At 63.2% G+C, this 16,168-nt stretch carries 20 protein-coding genes; 13 read left to right on the forward strand and 7 right to left on the reverse strand.

Going from position 1 to position 16,168, the window contains the following annotated elements:
• Positions 1 to 114 precede the first annotated feature (114 nt).
• Positions 115 to 888, forward strand: coding sequence for an outer membrane protein (locus NLN62_RS29085; RefSeq protein ID WP_027522432.1), 774 nt, complete (start codon positions 115 to 117; stop codon positions 886 to 888).
• Positions 889 to 1,118: 230 nt separating this feature from the next.
• Positions 1,119 to 1,508: a hypothetical protein gene (locus NLN62_RS29090; protein ID WP_156944225.1), complete on the forward strand. Its 390-nt coding sequence runs from the start codon at positions 1,119 to 1,121 to the stop codon at positions 1,506 to 1,508.
• A 275-nt stretch (positions 1,509 to 1,783) separates the two neighbouring features.
• On the opposite strand, the gene NLN62_RS29095 is transcribed toward NLN62_RS29090, so the two are convergent.
• Both NLN62_RS29095 and NLN62_RS29100 read right to left on the reverse strand, forming a co-directional pair.
• A complete protein-coding gene (locus tag NLN62_RS29095) occupies positions 1,784 to 2,626 on the reverse strand; it encodes a MoxR family ATPase (protein ID WP_027522430.1) in 843 nt (280 codons plus the stop codon).
• 93 nt (positions 2,627 to 2,719) lie between these two features.
• Positions 2,720 to 2,965 (reverse strand): GlsB/YeaQ/YmgE family stress response membrane protein, encoded by a 246-nt coding sequence (locus NLN62_RS29100; RefSeq protein ID WP_027522429.1) that lies wholly within the window; start codon positions 2,963 to 2,965, stop codon positions 2,720 to 2,722.
• A 123-nt stretch (positions 2,966 to 3,088) separates the two neighbouring features.
• Between NLN62_RS29100 and NLN62_RS29105 the strand changes: the two genes are divergently transcribed.
• The 3 genes from NLN62_RS29105 to sseA all read left to right on the forward strand — a co-directional run bounded on the left by NLN62_RS29105 (position 3,089) and on the right by sseA (position 5,875).
• Positions 3,089 to 4,264, forward strand: a complete 1,176-nt coding sequence (locus NLN62_RS29105) for a VWA domain-containing protein (protein ID WP_254111151.1) — start codon at positions 3,089 to 3,091, stop codon at positions 4,262 to 4,264.
• 139 nt (positions 4,265 to 4,403) lie between these two features.
• The gene (locus NLN62_RS29110) at positions 4,404 to 4,814 is read left to right on the forward strand and encodes a rhodanese-like domain-containing protein (protein ID WP_254111152.1); all 411 of its coding nucleotides are present in this window, start codon (positions 4,404 to 4,406) and stop codon (positions 4,812 to 4,814) included.
• A 206-nt stretch (positions 4,815 to 5,020) separates the two neighbouring features.
• Entirely contained in the window at positions 5,021 to 5,875 is an 855-nt protein-coding gene (sseA, locus tag NLN62_RS29115) for a 3-mercaptopyruvate sulfurtransferase (protein ID WP_027522426.1), read from the forward strand.
• Between the two features lie 7 nt (positions 5,876 to 5,882).
• Here the strand turns inward: sseA and NLN62_RS29120 are convergent, their stop codons facing one another.
• Complete coding sequence (locus NLN62_RS29120; RefSeq protein WP_254111153.1) at positions 5,883 to 6,650, reverse strand: hypothetical protein; 768 nt, start codon at positions 6,648 to 6,650, stop codon at positions 5,883 to 5,885.
• A 362-nt stretch (positions 6,651 to 7,012) separates the two neighbouring features.
• Between NLN62_RS29120 and NLN62_RS29125 the strand changes: the two genes are divergently transcribed.
• The 3 genes from NLN62_RS29125 (at position 7,013) to NLN62_RS29135 (ending at position 9,117) form a co-directional block, all read left to right on the forward strand.
• Positions 7,013 to 8,239, forward strand: a complete 1,227-nt coding sequence (locus tag NLN62_RS29125; RefSeq protein WP_027522425.1) for a L,D-transpeptidase — start codon at positions 7,013 to 7,015, stop codon at positions 8,237 to 8,239.
• Positions 8,240 to 8,402: 163 nt separating this feature from the next.
• Complete coding sequence (locus NLN62_RS29130; protein ID WP_035661978.1) at positions 8,403 to 8,744, forward strand: hypothetical protein; 342 nt, start codon at positions 8,403 to 8,405, stop codon at positions 8,742 to 8,744.
• 43 nt (positions 8,745 to 8,787) lie between these two features.
• The gene (locus tag NLN62_RS29135; protein WP_156944223.1) at positions 8,788 to 9,117 is read left to right on the forward strand and encodes a hypothetical protein; all 330 of its coding nucleotides are present in this window, start codon (positions 8,788 to 8,790) and stop codon (positions 9,115 to 9,117) included.
• A gap of 93 nt (positions 9,118 to 9,210) precedes the next feature.
• On the opposite strand, the gene NLN62_RS29140 is transcribed toward NLN62_RS29135, so the two are convergent.
• Complete coding sequence (locus NLN62_RS29140; protein WP_027522423.1) at positions 9,211 to 10,173, reverse strand: D-2-hydroxyacid dehydrogenase family protein; 963 nt, start codon at positions 10,171 to 10,173, stop codon at positions 9,211 to 9,213.
• Between the two features lie 138 nt (positions 10,174 to 10,311).
• On the reverse strand, positions 10,312 to 10,524 hold the full coding sequence (locus tag NLN62_RS29145; protein ID WP_027522422.1) for a hypothetical protein: 213 nt from the start codon (positions 10,522 to 10,524) through the stop codon (positions 10,312 to 10,314).
• Positions 10,525 to 10,761: 237 nt separating this feature from the next.
• Here NLN62_RS29145 and ettA point away from each other — a divergent pair, with 237 nt between their 5' ends.
• On the forward strand, positions 10,762 to 12,411 hold the full coding sequence (gene ettA, locus NLN62_RS29150) for an energy-dependent translational throttle protein EttA (RefSeq protein ID WP_027522421.1): 1,650 nt from the start codon (positions 10,762 to 10,764) through the stop codon (positions 12,409 to 12,411).
• Between the two features lie 7 nt (positions 12,412 to 12,418).
• Positions 12,419 to 13,645, forward strand: a complete 1,227-nt coding sequence (locus NLN62_RS29155; RefSeq protein WP_254111154.1) for a lytic murein transglycosylase — start codon at positions 12,419 to 12,421, stop codon at positions 13,643 to 13,645.
• A 78-nt stretch (positions 13,646 to 13,723) separates the two neighbouring features.
• On the opposite strand, the gene NLN62_RS29160 is transcribed toward NLN62_RS29155, so the two are convergent.
• Together NLN62_RS29160 and NLN62_RS29165 are read right to left on the reverse strand one after the other, a co-directional pair.
• On the reverse strand, positions 13,724 to 14,005 hold the full coding sequence (locus tag NLN62_RS29160; protein ID WP_027522419.1) for a hypothetical protein: 282 nt from the start codon (positions 14,003 to 14,005) through the stop codon (positions 13,724 to 13,726).
• Positions 14,006 to 14,216: 211 nt separating this feature from the next.
• Positions 14,217 to 14,549 (reverse strand): hypothetical protein, encoded by a 333-nt coding sequence (locus NLN62_RS29165; RefSeq protein ID WP_027522418.1) that lies wholly within the window; start codon positions 14,547 to 14,549, stop codon positions 14,217 to 14,219.
• A 150-nt stretch (positions 14,550 to 14,699) separates the two neighbouring features.
• Here NLN62_RS29165 and NLN62_RS29170 point away from each other — a divergent pair, with 150 nt between their 5' ends.
• From NLN62_RS29170 to bfr, 3 genes are all read left to right on the forward strand, one after another.
• Positions 14,700 to 15,029 carry a hypothetical protein gene (locus tag NLN62_RS29170; RefSeq protein ID WP_035661974.1) on the forward strand — a complete coding sequence of 110 codons (330 nt, stop codon included), beginning with the start codon at positions 14,700 to 14,702 and terminating at the stop codon, positions 15,027 to 15,029.
• Between the two features lie 170 nt (positions 15,030 to 15,199).
• Positions 15,200 to 15,472 (forward strand): bacterioferritin-associated ferredoxin, encoded by a 273-nt coding sequence (locus tag NLN62_RS29175; protein WP_027522417.1) that lies wholly within the window; start codon positions 15,200 to 15,202, stop codon positions 15,470 to 15,472.
• Between the two features lie 133 nt (positions 15,473 to 15,605).
• A complete protein-coding gene (gene bfr / locus NLN62_RS29180) occupies positions 15,606 to 16,094 on the forward strand; it encodes a bacterioferritin (protein WP_027522416.1) in 489 nt (162 codons plus the stop codon).
• Positions 16,095 to 16,168 lie beyond the last annotated feature (74 nt).

Raw genomic sequence — 16,168 nt, forward strand, 5'->3', positions numbered from 1 at the left:
TGAGGAACTCTCACCTTTCTCTGCGGTGTGGCGTTCGGGTGACGTGAATTTTGGAGGACAATGATAGGTTGTGCGTGGGGGCTCCGCAGTAGATTCGATTTCGGGGTCGACACCATGAAGAAGATCTTGCTGGGCGCGTTTGCCCTCGTCGCACTTGCCGCTCCTGCCTCGGCCGCTGATCTGGCGGCTCGGCCGTACACCAAAGCGCCCCCTCCAGTGGTTGCTCCGATCTATGACTGGAGCGGCTTCTACATCGGCATCAATGGCGGTGGAGGCTCTGCCCATAAGTGCTGGGACCTGATCAATATGGGTGGAGTGGTCGTCGTTCCGCCCGCTTCCATGGGGTGCCACAATGCCACGGGAGGCACGGTCGGCGGTCAGATCGGCTACCGCTGGCAGACGGCGAGCTGGGTGTTCGGCGTGGAAGCACAGGGCAACTGGGCTGATTTCAAGGGGGCCAATGCCAACCTCGTCTTCGCGACCGTCGAGGATGAATCAAGGATCGATGCGTTCGGCCTGTTCACAGGCCAGGTCGGCTATGCCTGGAACAACGTGCTGCTCTATGTGAAGGGTGGTGCCGCGGTCGTCCGTGACAAATATCGCGCTTCCGATATTCCGACCGGGCTGGCGATCGACACTGCGAGCGAGACCCGCTGGGGTGGAACGGTGGGGGCTGGCCTCGAATTTGGCTTCGCTCCGAACTGGTCGGTCGGTGTTGAATACGATCACCTGTTCATGGGTCATCGCGACGTGAACTTCTACTTCACCGGAGTCTTTGGTCTTCCGCCGGGCGCGTTTGCAGGAACCGCCCGTATCGGCCAGGACATCGACATCGGCCTGGTTCGCGTGAACTACCGCTGGGGTGGTCCGCTCGTCGCGAAGTACTGATCCTCGCGCGAACCGACCGCGCCTCGGATCTGATCCGCCGCAAGCAGTCGCTGGAAGCGGCGAACGTCCCGGAAACAACGGTGGCGAGAGGGCATCTTACAAGGGTGGGTTAGCTGCACCCACCTCTTTGCAGTCCGCTTGTTGAAGAAGTGGTGGGTTACGCTGACGCGAACCCACCCTACACTCTCGCTGGCGTTGTCCCATCCTGCGGGCTACGGTAGCGTGGGTCAATGTCAGCCGAAGACGTTATTTTGAGCACAGAGCAAAATCGTCCTCTCACAGATGCCGAGCGCGATCTTGCTCGCTGGATGCTTCAGCACGGCACGGAAGAAGCAAAGCAGTATATGGATCAGCTTGAGTTGGCCGAAGTCACGCCTTGGCGATGTCGATGTGGGTGTGCCAGCATCAACTTCCAAATCAAGGGACATGCTGAAGCGCCGCCCGGTGCCCACATTCTCGGTGAATTCCTGGTGAATGAAAGCGACCACAAAAGCGGAGTGTTTATCTATTCGAGCTGTGGTTTGCTAAGGGGCATTGAGGTCTATGGCTTGACGGGCGATGCGCCGCCGCTACTGCCTCGTCCTGAAATTTTGTCTGTTTTTGAAGTCGACAGCCCATAGTGCACCGATAGCAGGCTCCGCGAAGCAATCTTGCCGGCGAAGGGATTCTGGATTGCTTCGCCGCGCTCGAAATGACGAGGTTGGAGTCTGCTCTGCCTGCGCTCTCGCTGTCATCGCCCGCCTTGTGCGCAATTGCGCACTGGGGCAGGCGATCCTTATTCCAGAAAAAGTGCAAGTATACGGAGAGGCCGCGGCGTACTGGATTCCCCGCTTTCGCGGGGAATGACAGCGGTGGTTGGAGCAACGGCGCCGCGCCGTTGCGACAGAGGGAGGGCTTACACTTCCCGCCGGCTCAAGAACGCCAGCCGCTCGAATAGGTGCACGTCCTGTTCGTTCTTCAGCAGCGCGCCGTGCAGCGGTGGGATCAGTTTGCGCGGGTCGCGTTCGCGGAGCTGTTCCGGCGTCATCTCCTCGTTGAGGAGCAGCTTGAGCCAGTCGAGCAGCTCGGAGGTCGAGGGCTTCTTCTTCAGGCCGGGCACCTCGCGCACCTCGAAGAAGATGCGTAAGGCTTCTTCGACCAGGCGCTTCTTGATGCCGGGGAAGTGGACGTCGACGATGCGGCCCATGGTCTCGGCGTCGGGGAATTTGATGTAGTGGAAGAAGCAGCGGCGCAGGAAGGCGTCCGGCAGCTCCTTCTCGTTGTTGGAGGTGATCATCATGATCGGGCGCTGCTTCGCCTTGATCGTCTCACCGGTCTCGTAGACATGGAATTCCATGCGGTCGAGCTCGAGCAGTAGGTCGTTCGGAAACTCGATGTCGGCCTTGTCGATCTCGTCGATCAGCAGCACCGGGCGCTGCTCGGCGGTGAAGGCGTCCCACAGCTTGCCGCGCTTGATGTAGTTCTTGATGTCGGACACGCGGGCATCGCCAAGCTGGCTATCGCGCAGGCGCGAGACCGCGTCGTATTCGTAGAGGCCCTGCTGCGCCTTGGTGGTGGACTTGATGTGCCAGGTGAGGAGTGGCGCATTCAGCGCTTTCGCAACTTCCTCGGCCAGCACCGTCTTGCCGGTGCCGGGCTCGCCCTTCACCAGCAGCGGGCGCTCCAGCACGATCGAGGCGTTGACGGCGACCTTGAGATCGTCGGTCGCAACATAGTCCTTGGTGCCGGTAAACTTCATCGCGCGTCCTTGTTGGTCATCGGGCGAGGTGCACCTCCGCCACAACATGGGAACGGCCGCTCCGAGCGGCCGTTCCGGGTTAGGTCAAGCTTTTCAAGCCCGTTTTATCAGCGAAAGGATGACGAGCACAATCACCGCGCCGATCGTGGCGTCCAGGATCGAGCCGAACGTGCCGGTGGCGAGTCCGACGCCGAGCTGCGGCAGGATCCAGCCCGCGACCAGCGCGCCGATGATGCCGACCACGATGTTGCCGATGAGGCCAAATCCCGCCCCGTGGACTATTTTCCCGGCGAGCCAGCCAGCAATCGCGCCAATGATCAGCGCTGCGATAATTCCCATGGCAAAGATCCCCAAAACCAAGCCTGAAGCGCGGCAATTCTAGAGCAAAAAGCCTCCCGGTCCAGACCTCGGCCGAAAGCCGCGCCTCTTGACGGGAGCCATCCGACGGGCAATCTGTCACCCATGTTCCTGCAATTCTTCACCTCATTGCGCGACGCGCAGGTCCCTGTGACGCTGCGCGAATACCTCACGCTGATGGAGGCGCTCGACGCCGACCTCGCGGACTACACGGTCGAGAATTTCTACTATCTGTCGCGCGCCTCGCTGGTGAAGGACGAGCGCAACCTCGACAAGTTCGACCGCGTCTTCGGCACCGTGTTCAAGGGGCTGGAAAGCCTGCTCGACGCCATGGACAAGGCGGAGATCCCCGAGGAGTGGCTGAAGAAGCTCGCCGAAAAGTACCTCACGGAAGAAGAGAAGAAGCAGATCGAGGCCATGGGCTGGGACAAGCTCATGGAGACTCTGAAGAAGCGGCTCGAGGAGCAGAAGGGCCGCCATCAGGGCGGCAGCAAATGGATCGGCACCGCCGGCACCTCGCCGTTCGGCGCCTATGGCTACAATCCCGAGGGCGTGCGCATCGGGCAGGAGAAGAACCGCAACAACCGTGCCGTGAAAGTGTGGGACAAGCGCGAGTTCAAGGATCTCGACGGCAATGTCGAGCTTGGCATCCGCAACATCAAGGTCGCGCTGCGCCGCCTGCGCAAATTCGCCCGCACCGGTGCGCCGGACGAACTCGATCTCGACAATACGATCAAGCAAACCGCCAACCACGGCTATCTCGACGTCGTCATGCGCCCCGAGCGGCGCAACGCGGTCAAGCTGCTGGTGTTCTTCGACATCGGCGGCTCGATGGATTCGCATATCGAGCAGGTCGAGGAGCTGTTCTCGGCGGCGAAGAGCGAGTTCAAGCACATGGAGTATTTCTACTTCCACAACTGCCTCTATGAGGGCGTGTGGAAGCAGAACAAGCGGCGTTTCACCGACCGCACGCCGACCTGGGACGTGCTGCACAAATATCCGCACGACTACAAGGTCGTGTTCGTCGGCGACGCCTCGATGTCGCCTTACGAGATCATGGTGCCGGGCGGCTCGGTCGAGCACGTCAACGAGGAGCCGGGCTCGGTCTGGCTCGATCGCATCATCCGCACCTATCCGCATGCGGTGTGGCTGAACCCGGTGCAGCAGAAGCACTGGGACTATTCGGAATCGACCACCATCATCCGCCGCATCTTCGCCAACCGCATGTTCCCGATCACCATCGAGGGGCTCGAGGGCGCGATGAAGGAGCTGACGCACTGACCACACACGCTGTCATTCCGGGGCGATGCGAAGCATCGAGCCCGGAATCCCATCGGGCCGCGGTGTCAGTGGAAGAATGGATTCCGGGCTCGCACTGCGCGCGCCCCGGAATGACGAGAGAGAAACGAGGGAGAAGCACATGCCCCAAAACATCACCCGCGGCATCAAGGCGCTGGTCGACGAGGCCAATGCCGAGATCGAAACGCTCACCGCCAAGGACGCCATCGAAATCTCCAAGAGCGGCGACGTCGTGATCGTCGACATCCGCGACCCCCGCGAGATCGAGCGCGACGGCCGCATTCCCGGCGCGTTTGCCTGTACCCGCGGCATGCTCGAATTCTGGATCGATCCGCAGAACCCCTATGCGAAGCCGATCTTCCAGGAGGACAAGAAGTTCGTCTTCCATTGCGCCGGCGGCCTGCGCTCCGCGCTCGCCGCCAAGACCGCGCAGGACATGGGTCTCAAACCCGTCGCCCACATCGCCGGCGGTTATGCCGCCTGGCGCGATGCCGGCGGGCCGGTGGAAAAGTGGGAGCCGAAGAAGGGGTGAGGGTGCTTCGCTGTCACTCCCAGCTCCGGCGTCATTCCCCGCGAAAGCGGGGAATCCAGTACGCCGCGGCCTCTCGGCTCAATCGCGACCGCCTCTGGAATACTGGATCGCCCGGTTCAAGCCGGGCGATGACAGCGGCGTTTTGACGCGCACTGCTTCAACCTCGCTCACGCGCGCCCCGGAATGACGACAAGGAAATGCATGCAATGACCACCACCGATCCCCTCGTCTCCACCGAATGGCTCGCCGCCCACATCAACGATGCCAACGTGAAGGTGCTCGACGCCACCTTCAAGCTGCCGGGCGTGCTGCCGCTGCCGAAGGACGACTATCTCGCCGCGCATCTGCCGGGAGCGGTGTTCTTCGATGTCGACGCGGTGTCCGACCATTCCAACCCGTTGCCGCACATGTTCCCGAGCGCCGAGCAATTCGGCCGTGACGTTGGCATTCTCGGCATCGGCAATGCCGATACCGTCGTAATCTACGATGCCGGCGGCTGGGTCGCCGCACCGCGGGCGTGGTGGATGTTTTTGTCCTACGGCCACAGCAACGTGCGCATCCTCAATGGCGGGCTGAAGAAGTGGCGCGCAGAGGGGCGTCCCGTGGAGGGCGGCGAGGTGAAGCCGAAGCCCGCGACGTTCAAGGCAAGCTACGATCCGAAGCGCGTGCGCAGCATGCAGCAGTTGATCGCCAACGTCGAAAGCCGTGCCGAGCAGGTGATCGATGCGCGTCCGGCAGAGCGCTTCGAGGGCCGCGCCGCGGAGCCGCGGCCGGGCATCCGCTCCGGCCACATCCCGGGCGCCCGCAACGTGCCCTACGCCCAATTGTTCGATGCCGCGACCGGCGAAATGAAGCCGCTCGATGATCTGCGGAAGGCGTTTACCGGCGCGGGGGTCAAGCTCGACGCACCGATCGTGACGAGCTGCGGCTCCGGCGTTTCCGCCGGCGTGCTGACGCTCGCGCTCTATCGGTTAGGCGTCACCAACACCGCGCTTTATGACGGATCATGGTCGGAATGGGGCCAGGAAGGCGGCCCGGCCATTGCGACGGGGCCGGCGTGAGGTCCGCTCAGCGTGTGCGGGTGGTCGCCGCGTAGGCCGGCTGCTGATATTGCTGCTGATACTGCTGTAGCGGCTGCGTGGCGAAGGGATTGAAGATCTGCTGCCCTGGCATTGGCGGTGGTGGCGGGCGCCGCACGATCGGGTGGCGTTTCTTATGCGCGCGCTGCTTGGTGGCCTGCTTGTCGGCCGTGTCGCTCGCGGCCTTCGCTTTCGCCGGCGGATCCTGCGCGGCGACCGTCGTGGCAGCAGCGAGCGCTGCGACCTCTGTAATTGTTTCCGATGGCGCGGGGCTGGCGGCGTCAGCCTGTTGCGGCTCGGGTGAGGCGACCGGCGTCGGCACCGCCTCGCCGGTAGCGGGCATGGTCTCGCTGGTCGAAGCTGTGGTTTCGGCCGATGCGGATTGCGGCGCCGGTATCTCGGCCGGCGGAGGGGGCGCTTCAGCAGCGGCCGGTTCGCCGGCAGCCGATGCCACCGGCTCGCTGCCCATCTCCGGTGTCAGTGCGGCAACCTGTTCAGGTCCGCTTTCGGGAAGGCCGACGGTCGGGACCTCGTCTCGCACCGACGTCGAGGGCGGCAGCGGCTCGGCGCGGAGCGCCGCGAGCACCGGCTCGGTCGCTTGCGCAAACACCTGCTCCTGCGGGCCGTTTCGCCAGGACGGATTGCTGACGAACTGCTCATGCGTCGCCCGCAGCAGCGCGGCGGCCCCTAAGCCGAACACCAGGATGGAGGTAGACAACAGGATCGCGGCAAACAGGAAGCGAAAGCCGGGAAGCATCGAAGCGCAATTTCCGCCTTGGCAGGTTGGTGCCAAGGCCCTTGAGCCATCTGAACGCGGTTACGGTACTGAGTTGCCGCGTTCGCCGCGCGGGAAGCTGGTCAAAGCGGAGGGCGAATCAGGCTGATTCGAGAATACCCGAACACTCCTGAGCCGTTCCGCAAAAATCGGGGGCGGAGAGTCCGGCGACCTGCGCGCCCGCGCGATTTCCGGTCCGTGATGCACCGAAGCAACGGTCGCGCTGCCGATCACAAATCACCAAATCAGGCCCAAATCGGCCTGTTTTGTCTTGAATGTGCCGCGATCTTCGTCCATGTGCCGTTAACGGTCCGGTTGGGCCGGGGGTCTAAACTAGGGCGATGATGATCAAACATTTTCTGACGATTTGCGCTGCCGCGACAGCCGCTGCGGCGGGAACCTCGCTCGCGCAGGCTCAGCAGAGCTATCCGGTCCAGCAGGCCCCGGTCTACCAGCAGGGCTACCCGTCCGAATATCGTCCCGGCGACCGCGTGCCGAATTTCGACGCGCTCGATGATGACGACGACGCGATGCCGCCGCAGCAGCCGCGGAATTCTGCCGCGCTGCCGCCGCCCGGCCCGTCCGGTCCGGTGATGTCGCCGGATGATCCGCGCTATGGCCGCCCCGCGGGTGCCCCGGTCTACTCCAACAACGCGCCCCAGGGCCCGGTGATGTCGCCGGACGATCCGCGTTACGGCCGTCCGGCCGGTGCGCCGGTCTATTCCAACAATGCGCCGCAGGGCCCGGTGATGTCGCCGGATGATCCCCGCTATGGCCGCCCCGCGGGCCCGCCCGCAGTGATCTATGCCGACCGTCCGGCCGCGCCGCAGGGCGCCGATGACGGTCTGCGTCCGCCGGAAGGCGTCGGTGGACCCGCCGCGACCGGCGCCGTCCGGCCTGCCGGTCCGAATGGCCAACCGATGACGGTTGCGGCGCTTCCCCCCGAGGAGCAGCCTGACGCTGCGCCCACGCAGTTGTCGCCGAACCTGCGCCGCCAGGAAGTCGCGTTCCAGACCAAGGAGCCGGCCGGCACGCTCGTCGTCGATACCCCGAACACCTACCTTTACTATGTGCTCGGCAGTGGCCGTGCGATCCGCTACGGCGTGCGCGTCGGTCGCGACGGTTTCACCTGGACCGGCGTGCAAAAGATCACCCGCAAGGCTGAGTGGCCGGATTGGCATCCGCCGACGGAAATGATCGAACGCCAGCCCTATCTGCCGCGCTTCATGGCCGGCGGTCCCGGCAATCCGCTCGGCGCGCGCGCAATGTATCTCGGCTCGACCGTCTACCGCATCCACGGCACCAACCAGCCCTCGACGATCGGCAAGTTCGTCTCCTCGGGCTGCATCGGCATGCTGAACGAGGACGTCTCCGACCTGTTCGATCGCGTCAAGGTTGGCACCCGCGTCGTCGTGATGCCGGGCGGCCCGCCGCCGGGTACAGCGACCGCATCTGCTGCGCCGGCGCCCGGCATTGCTGCGCCTGCCCCGATGGCCGCTCAAGCCGGCCCGGCCCCGGGCGCGCAGCCGACCGTGGTGCCGCCGCTGCCGGCGCCCGTCACGGTGCGCTAGGTCTCCTGTCTGGAGTGTCCTGACCTGCTCCGATAGGGCAAGACCTGGGCGGCTGCAAATGGGATCACGCGCCACGCCGCAAGGTCAAGACAACCTGGACGGCTCACCTTCGAACCACGCCGCGAGAATATTGGCGGGCTGAAATGATCGCGTGGTTCGGTGCATGAAACGGACATCTCGCGCGCTATTGGCAGTTTTGTTTTCGCTGACGCCGTTAGCCTTTGCCCAGGATCTTGTATTCTCTTTGATGTTTGCAGGTTTTCCCGATAGCCATATTACCGAGTATGATAGGGCGGTTGAACTTCCTCGACAGGTTTTGATCTGGGTAAGCTTCGCGTTAGCGCTCTATCTCATCTACCGCGCATTCCGCGTAAATAATCGGAGAGGCGTTGTCCATCTCGGGGTGATTCTGCTGTCGTACGTTTTGTTGTTCTTGTCTGCCAAACACGCTGTCGATTTCTATCTCAAGGACTATCTGCAACTCGATTTCGGGCAGGGCGGATGACGGAATAGAATATCTGGCTCCGTGAACCCGCAGGTGCTTGCTCATGACGTGGGCATATCGCTCTATGTTGGCGATTTCGTTCTCGCTGATGCCCGCAATGTCGGTCCTTTCTCTCGCGGTCCGCTCACACGGATACCCAAGCGAGACCGCATATGGTGCGGCGCGTGACTTTCCGGACGAGATCTTGATGTGGGCATGGGGCGCTGTAGCCGCCTATCTCATTTACCGCGCGTATCGCATAAATAGCCGGAGAGACATCGTCAGGATGGGGGCGATCCTGCTGTCGAGTGTTTTGTTACTGTTCTTGGCCGACCAGGCGATACATTTCTATCTCAAGGATTATCTGCAGCTGTTTGACGGATCGGGCGGTTGAACGCGAAGGGCGCCTGTGATGAGACGAGCACCTCCCCATCTCCGCGCGGCTCGGTGTCACCAGACGCTCGCAATGACGGTTGCGGAGTTTTGATCAGGTGAGCCTTCGCTGTGGCTCGCTGCCCTTCGTCCAGGCGTCGATCGCCTCGACCATCTGGCCGTAATGGATGCGTAGCCCGTCCGCGGTGGCGTAGCCGAGGTGCGGCGTCAGCACGACATTGTCGAGCTTGCGGATTGGATGATCGGTCGGCAGCGGCTCGATCGAGAACACGTCGATGCCGGCACCCGCGATCTTCTTCTGTTGCAGCGCCTCGAGCAGCGCCGCCTCGTCGACGATCGGCCCACGCGCGGTGTTGACGAGATAGGCGGTCGGCTTCATCCGCGCGAGATCGGCGGCGCCGACCAGTCCCCGCGAGCGCTCGCTCAGCACCACGTGGATGGTGATGATATCGGCCTTCGCAAACAGCTCTTCCTTGCTGGCGTAGCCGACGCCGAGTTCTCCGCATTTCTCGGCCGTCAGGTTGGGGCTCCATGCGATGACGTTCATGCCGAACGACTTCGCGATGCCCGCGACCTTGCTGCCGAGCTTGCCGAGCCCGACAACGCCAAGCGTCCGGCCCTCGATTTCGATGCCGGCAAAAGTCTGCCAGGGCTCGCCCGCATGCATGCGCGCGTTCTCGCGGCCGATGCCGCGGGTCAATTCCAGGATCAGGCCCATGGTCAGCCCGGCGGTCGGATCGCGGGAATATTGCGTGCCGCAGACCACGACGTCGCGCGCCTTCGCCGCCGCCATGTCGATCGCGGCGTTGCGCATGCCGGAGGTCAGCAGCAGCTTCAGCTTGGGGAGCGCCTCGAACAGGCTCTTGGGAAACGCCGTGCGCTCGCGCATCGCGCAGATGATCTCGAAATCTCCGAGCGCGCCGGCCGCAGCCTGCTCGGAGGCGAAGGGATGGTTGAACACCGTGACGTCGACACGGTCGGAGATCTTCGACCAGTCGGCGACGTCTTGGGCGATGTTGAAATAGTCGTCGAGAATTGCACAGCGCAGCCGTGTCATCGGGGAAACCGTCCATCCATGGCGAGGGGCGATAGCGCGGGCAGGAGACGCCATCGATCGAACCTCGCCATGCTTGCGCGCAATCGGCAGCCGGCGCAAGCGGCGGGAAGCTTCAAAAATCCGGCAGCAGGCGAGGCGTCAGAGGTCGCGCGGCTTCAGGCGGAACGGCGCATCCATGCCGTGCTTGGCGCGCCAGGCGGGGCCGGGGCCGCGCATGTAGTGCAGTTCCGGGCGGTAGGGATTGAAAGCCGTGGCGAAGAACCGGACCCAGAACGCGCGGAACTCGGCAAAGAGGTTAGAGCCTCCGGCTCCTGCCGGGACGGGATGAGAGGTTGTCTCGATCATTGCCATGATACGGCCTCGCTGTTCTCCCCGCCGCTTCTGCCGCGGGTGGCGCTTTTTCTGGCGCCACGACCAGCTTTGGCCTGCTTTATTAAAAAATGGTTTCAATTGTCCGGATCGGCCGTCCGGATGGTGTCCATCCCGTATTCAACCGTGGTGAACAGAGGGAAAACGTTGCCCTTTGGGGGCGGGATCGCTACATCGGCGGCAAGCAAATTTCCTCAAATCGAAGGTTTTACGGGACCGATGGCGCGCCAGTTCGTCTATTTCATGGAAGGTCTGACCAAGAGCTACCCGACCCGCAAGGTGCTCGACAACATCCGCCTGAGCTTCTACCCGGACGCCAAGATCGGCGTGCTCGGCGTCAACGGCTCCGGTAAGTCGACCCTCCTCAAGATCATGGCGGGCCTCGACAAGGAGTATACCGGCGAGGCGTGGGTCGCCGACGGCGCCCGCGTCGGCTATCTCGAGCAGGAGCCGCAGCTCGATCCGAAGCTTTCGGTGCGCGAGAACGTCATGCAGGGCGTCGCCAAGCAGAAGGCGATCCTCGACCGCTACAACGAGCTCGCCGTCAACTACTCGGACGAGACTGCCGACGAAATGACCAAGCTCCAGGATGAGATCGAGGCCCAGGGCCTCTGGGATCTCGACAGCAAGGTCGACCAGGCCATGGACGCGCTGCGCTGCCCGCCCGACGATGCCGACGTCACGAAACTGTCCGGCGGTGAGCGCCGCCGCGTCGCGCTGTGCCGGCTGCTGCTCGACCAGCCCGAGCTGCTGTTGCTGGACGAACCGACCAACCATCTCGACGCGGAATCCGTGTCGTGGCTTGAAGGGCACTTGCGCAACTATCCCGGCGCGATCCTGATCGTCACCCACGACCGCTACTTCCTCGACAACGTCACGGGCTGGATCCTCGAGCTCGATCGCGGCCGTGGCATTCCCTACGAGGGCAACTACTCGTCCTGGCTGGTGCAGAAGCAGAAGCGGCTCGAGCAGGAAGGCCGTGAGGAAGCCGCGCACCAGAAGACGCTGGCCCGCGAGCAGGAGTGGGTCGCGTCCTCGCCGAAGGCGCGTCAGGCAAAATCCAAGGCGCGCTATCAGCGTTATGAAGAGCTGTTGAAGCAGGCGAGCGAGAAGCAGAGCCAGACCGCACAGATCATCATTCCCGTCGCCGAGCGGCTCGGCGCCAATGTCGTCGACTTCGAAGGCCTCAGCAAAGGCTATGGTGACCGCCTCTTGATCGACGATCTCACCTTCAAGCTGCCGCCCGGCGGCATCGTCGGCGTGATCGGCGCGAACGGCGCCGGCAAAACCACGCTGTTCAAGATGATCACCAAGCAGGAAACCCCGGACAACGGCACCATCACGGTCGGCGAGACCGTGCATCTCGGCTATGTCGACCAGTCGCGCGATGCGCTCGACGGCAAGAAGACCGTGTGGGAGGAAATCTCCGGCGGCAACGAGCTGATCCTGCTCGGCAAGAAGGAAGTGAATTCGCGCGGCTACTGCTCGTCGTTCAACTTCAAGGGAGCCGACCAGCAGAAGAAGGTTGGCGCGCTGTCGGGCGGTGAACGCAACCGCGTGCATCTTGCCAAGATGCTCAAGTCCGGCGCCAACGTCCTGCTGCTCGACGAACCGACCAACGACCTCGACGTCGATACGCTGCGCGCGCTCGAAGAGGCGCTGGAGGATTTTGCCGGCTGCGCCGTCATCATCAGCCACGATCGCTGGTTCCTCGACCGCATCGCGACCCACATCCTGGCCTTCGAAGGCGACAGCCATGTCGAATGGTTCGAGGGCAACTTCCAGGACTACGAGAAAGACAAGATGCGTCGCCTCGGCCAGGACAGCATCATTCCGCATCGCGTGAAGTACAAGAAGCTGACGCGGTGATTTCAGCATGATGCGGCGGGCGCTCATTGCTGCAGTGATCGTGGTCACCTGCGGCTGGTCGTCCGCCCACGCCGCCGACGCCGCCTTCACCCAGTTCATCGCATCGCTGTGGCCGGAGGCGCAGGCTGAGGGCGTGTCGCGTGCGACGTTCGATGAGCAGACGCGCGGGCTCGAGCCTGATTACAAGCTGCCCGATCTGATCCTGCCGGGACGACCCGCGACCGGCGCGCCGTCGCAGGCCGAGTTCGTGCAGGTGCCGGCGGATTACATCAAGGAAGCCTCGATCGCGCGGCTGGCCGGCGAGGGACAGCGGCTGCTGCAAAAATATCGCGACGCGCTCACCCAAATCGAGAAGAGCTCTGGCGTGCCTGCCACCGTCATGCTCGCGATCTGGGGTCGTGAGACCGACTATGGCCGCTACACGCTGCCTTATGATCTCGTGCGCGTGCTTGCGACCCAGGCCTATGTCGGCCGGCGCAAGGATACGTACCGCAACGAGTTCATCCTGGCGCTGAAAATCCTTGGCGAGGGCGTGGTGACGCGTAAGGACATGCGCGCGTCCTGGGCCGGCGCCACCGGCCTCACGCAGTTCCTGCCCTCCGAATACTACAAGCACGGCGTCGATTTCGACGGCGATGGCCGCATCGACATCTGGCATTCGGTGCCGGACGCGCTGGCCTCTGCCGCGCAGCAGCTCGTCAACAAGGGCTGGCAGAGCGGTGTGCGCTGGGCCTATGAGGTGCAGGCGCCGGCGAAGGTCGATTGCACCAGCGGCGTGCCGGAGGTGACGAAACCGATCGGCCAGTGGCTGCGCGAGGGCTTTGTGCCGGTGCGCGGGCAAAAGCTGAGTGCGGCTGAACTGGCGCAGCCGGCGTCGCTGCTCCAGCCCGAAGGCATCTACGGCCCCTCGTTCCTGACCACGAAAAACTACTTCGTCATCAAGGAATACAATTTCTCCGATCTCTACGTGCTGTTCGTCGGCCATCTCAGCGATCGCATGACGAGCGCGCTGCCGTTTGCGACGCCCTGGTCGACCTCGAAGCAACTGCGAACGAAGGATGTCGAAGCGATGCAGCGCGGGTTGACGCGCATCGGGCTCTACAAGGACAAGCTCGATGGCAAGGCGGGCATGCTGACGCGCGCGGCGCTTGGCGCCTATCAGAAGTCGGCGGGGTTGAAGGTCGATTGCTGGCCGAGCGAAGAGGTGCTGCGCTCGATCCAGGCGGCGCGATAAGGCGACCGAAAAGAAAAAAGCCCGGCCGATGGTCTCGGCCGGGCTTCGATCGTGACGCGTTTGCGCCGTGCGATCAGATCAGTAGCAGACGCGAACCGGGCGGACGACCCAGCCGTAACCGTCCCAGTAACGCTGGCGCTGCCAGTAGCAGGGCGCAGGCGGCGGGGGCTCGGCCACGTAGACCGGTCCGCCATAGGCCGGACGGCTCGACGCGATGGCGCCGCCGACGATGGCGCCGCCGATCAGGCCGGCTGCGATGCCGGCGCCGACGCCGTCATTGGCTTTGGCGGGCGGAGTGGCGGTCACCAGCGAACCGGCGATCGTCGCAACCGTGAGGGCGGCAACAAAAGTCTTCTTCATGCTCTTGGCTCTCCTGGGAGATGGACGCTCCTTGTTAGGAACGTCAGGGGTTCAAAGGTTCACGCACACTCTGATGAAATTGGCCTCTGGGCTAGGAAGCGCGCAAATGGTCAATCCACGGTAAACGCACGCGGAGCTGTGACGAGAAAAAGCGGTCTTTTTCGGGCCCCGAGATGAGCGGGGTGTCCGTAATGAACCGGCTTTTTGCGTCTTAGCCACAGACCCGGACGCGGCGCACACGCCAGGCATAACCGTCCCAGAAGCGCTGCCGCTGCCAGACGCAGCCGCCATAATAGTCGTCGGCGGCATAGCCCGGGCCCGGGCCGTAGTAGCGGGGCGGGGGCGGATAGCCGGGACCATAATAGTAACCGGGGCCGGGTCCGTAGTAATACGGGGATGCCAGCGCGCCCCCGACGATGGCACCGCCGACGATGCCGGCGGCCACGCCCGCGGCGACACCGCGCTGCGCATGGGCTGGCGCAGGCGCAAGCGCCGATGCGGCCAGGGTGGCGGCGGCAGCGAGTGCCAGGAGCGATTTCTTCATGGATTTCACCTTTCACAGCGGACGCGGACGTGGTTCCGCACCCAAGGTTCCATATCCTGCTTGAATGATCAATGAACGGAATGCGTGCGGAAGACGACGAATGCGTGCGGGAGGCGGCTCCCGCGAGGCACGAAATCCGAGCAACAAGCCATGAACAGTCTGATGATGAGCGCCCTGATCGCCGTCGGGGCCACCTCGGTCATCTGCTTCGTCTTGATGACCCATGTGCAGAACCGCAGCCGGTGGCGCTCGCGCGCGGGTGCCGGAGCCGATAGCGGCGACAGCTATTCTGGAAGCACTGACGGCTTTGCGCTGGGGAGCTGGTTCTCCAGCGATACTTCGTCGGTCGATAGTTCCGGTAGTCCGAGCGACAGCGGCTCCTGTAGCGTCAGCAGTGACAGCGGCAGTAGTGACAGCGGCGGCAGTGGTGGCGATTGCGGCGGAGGCGGGGACAGCGGTGGTGGCGGAGGCGGCGATTAGGCCTGCTTTCGGTTGCAACCTTGATCCAGAGTAAGTTGTCTTTTTAGACCCGTTCTAGGCTGAATCGCGGCTCAGTTTGGAATAGCTTCAAATACCGGTTTTTCCTTTTGCATCCGGCCGAGCCCTTAAATATCGATGTTGGCGCATCACCGAAGGGCCTGCCGCTTTCCATGATCGTCTGTTCCTGTAACGTGTTGAGCGATGACGACATCCGCGCCGCCGTCGCCGATTCCGACGACGCTGTGCGTCATGCCAAGCAGGTCTATGGCTGCCTCGGTTGTAGCGCCGAATGCGGACGCTGCGCGCGCACCATCAAGACCATCATCGATGAAGCTCTCGGCCCGTGCGCCAAGTCCTGCTGTGCCGGCTGCCCGCATAGCCACCAGGTCGCCGCCAACGACGAAATCGTCGAGCCCGCCGACTTCGCACTCGCTGCCTGCTGACTTCTTTTTCTTCAATCGGCTGAGCTTATCCCCGGGTGCGACCCTGCGATGGGTTGCTCTCGTTCCAAACTTGTTTTAGAAGCGTTCTAAATTCGGTTTATTACCGATGAGGCCGCAAGAGCTGGAGTGAATCATGCAGGGCGACGCGAAAGTAATCGAATATCTCAACAAGGCACTGCGTCACGAGCTCACCGCGATCAATCAATACTGGCTGCACTACCGCTTCCTCGACAATTGGGGCCTGCGCGACATGGCCAAGGTCTGGCGCAAGGAATCCATCGAGGAGATGGAGCACGCCGACAAGCTCACCGAGCGCATCCTGTTCTTCGACGGCTTCCCGAACATGCAGGTGCTCGATCCCCTGCGCATCGGCCAGAACGTCAAGGAGATCATCGATTGCGATCTCGCCGCCGAAATCAGCGCGCGCGCTCTCTACCAGGAAGCGGCCACCTACTGCCACAGCGTGAAGGACTACGTCACGCGCGACCTGTTCGAGAAGCTGATGAGCGACGAGGAGCACCACATCGACTTCCTCGAGACCCAGCTCGACCTGATCGGCCGCATCGGCCTCGAGCTCTACACCCAGAAGCACGTCGGCGGACTCGAGGGCGAAGGGCATTAAGGTCCGCGCTCGCAACATGCGCCAATGTCGTCCCCGCGAAGGCGGGGACCCATAACCGCAGGCCGGTGTTGTTG

This window comes from Bradyrhizobium sp. CCGUVB23 (assembly GCF_024199885.1).
Taxonomy (GTDB): domain Bacteria; phylum Pseudomonadota; class Alphaproteobacteria; order Rhizobiales; family Xanthobacteraceae; genus Bradyrhizobium.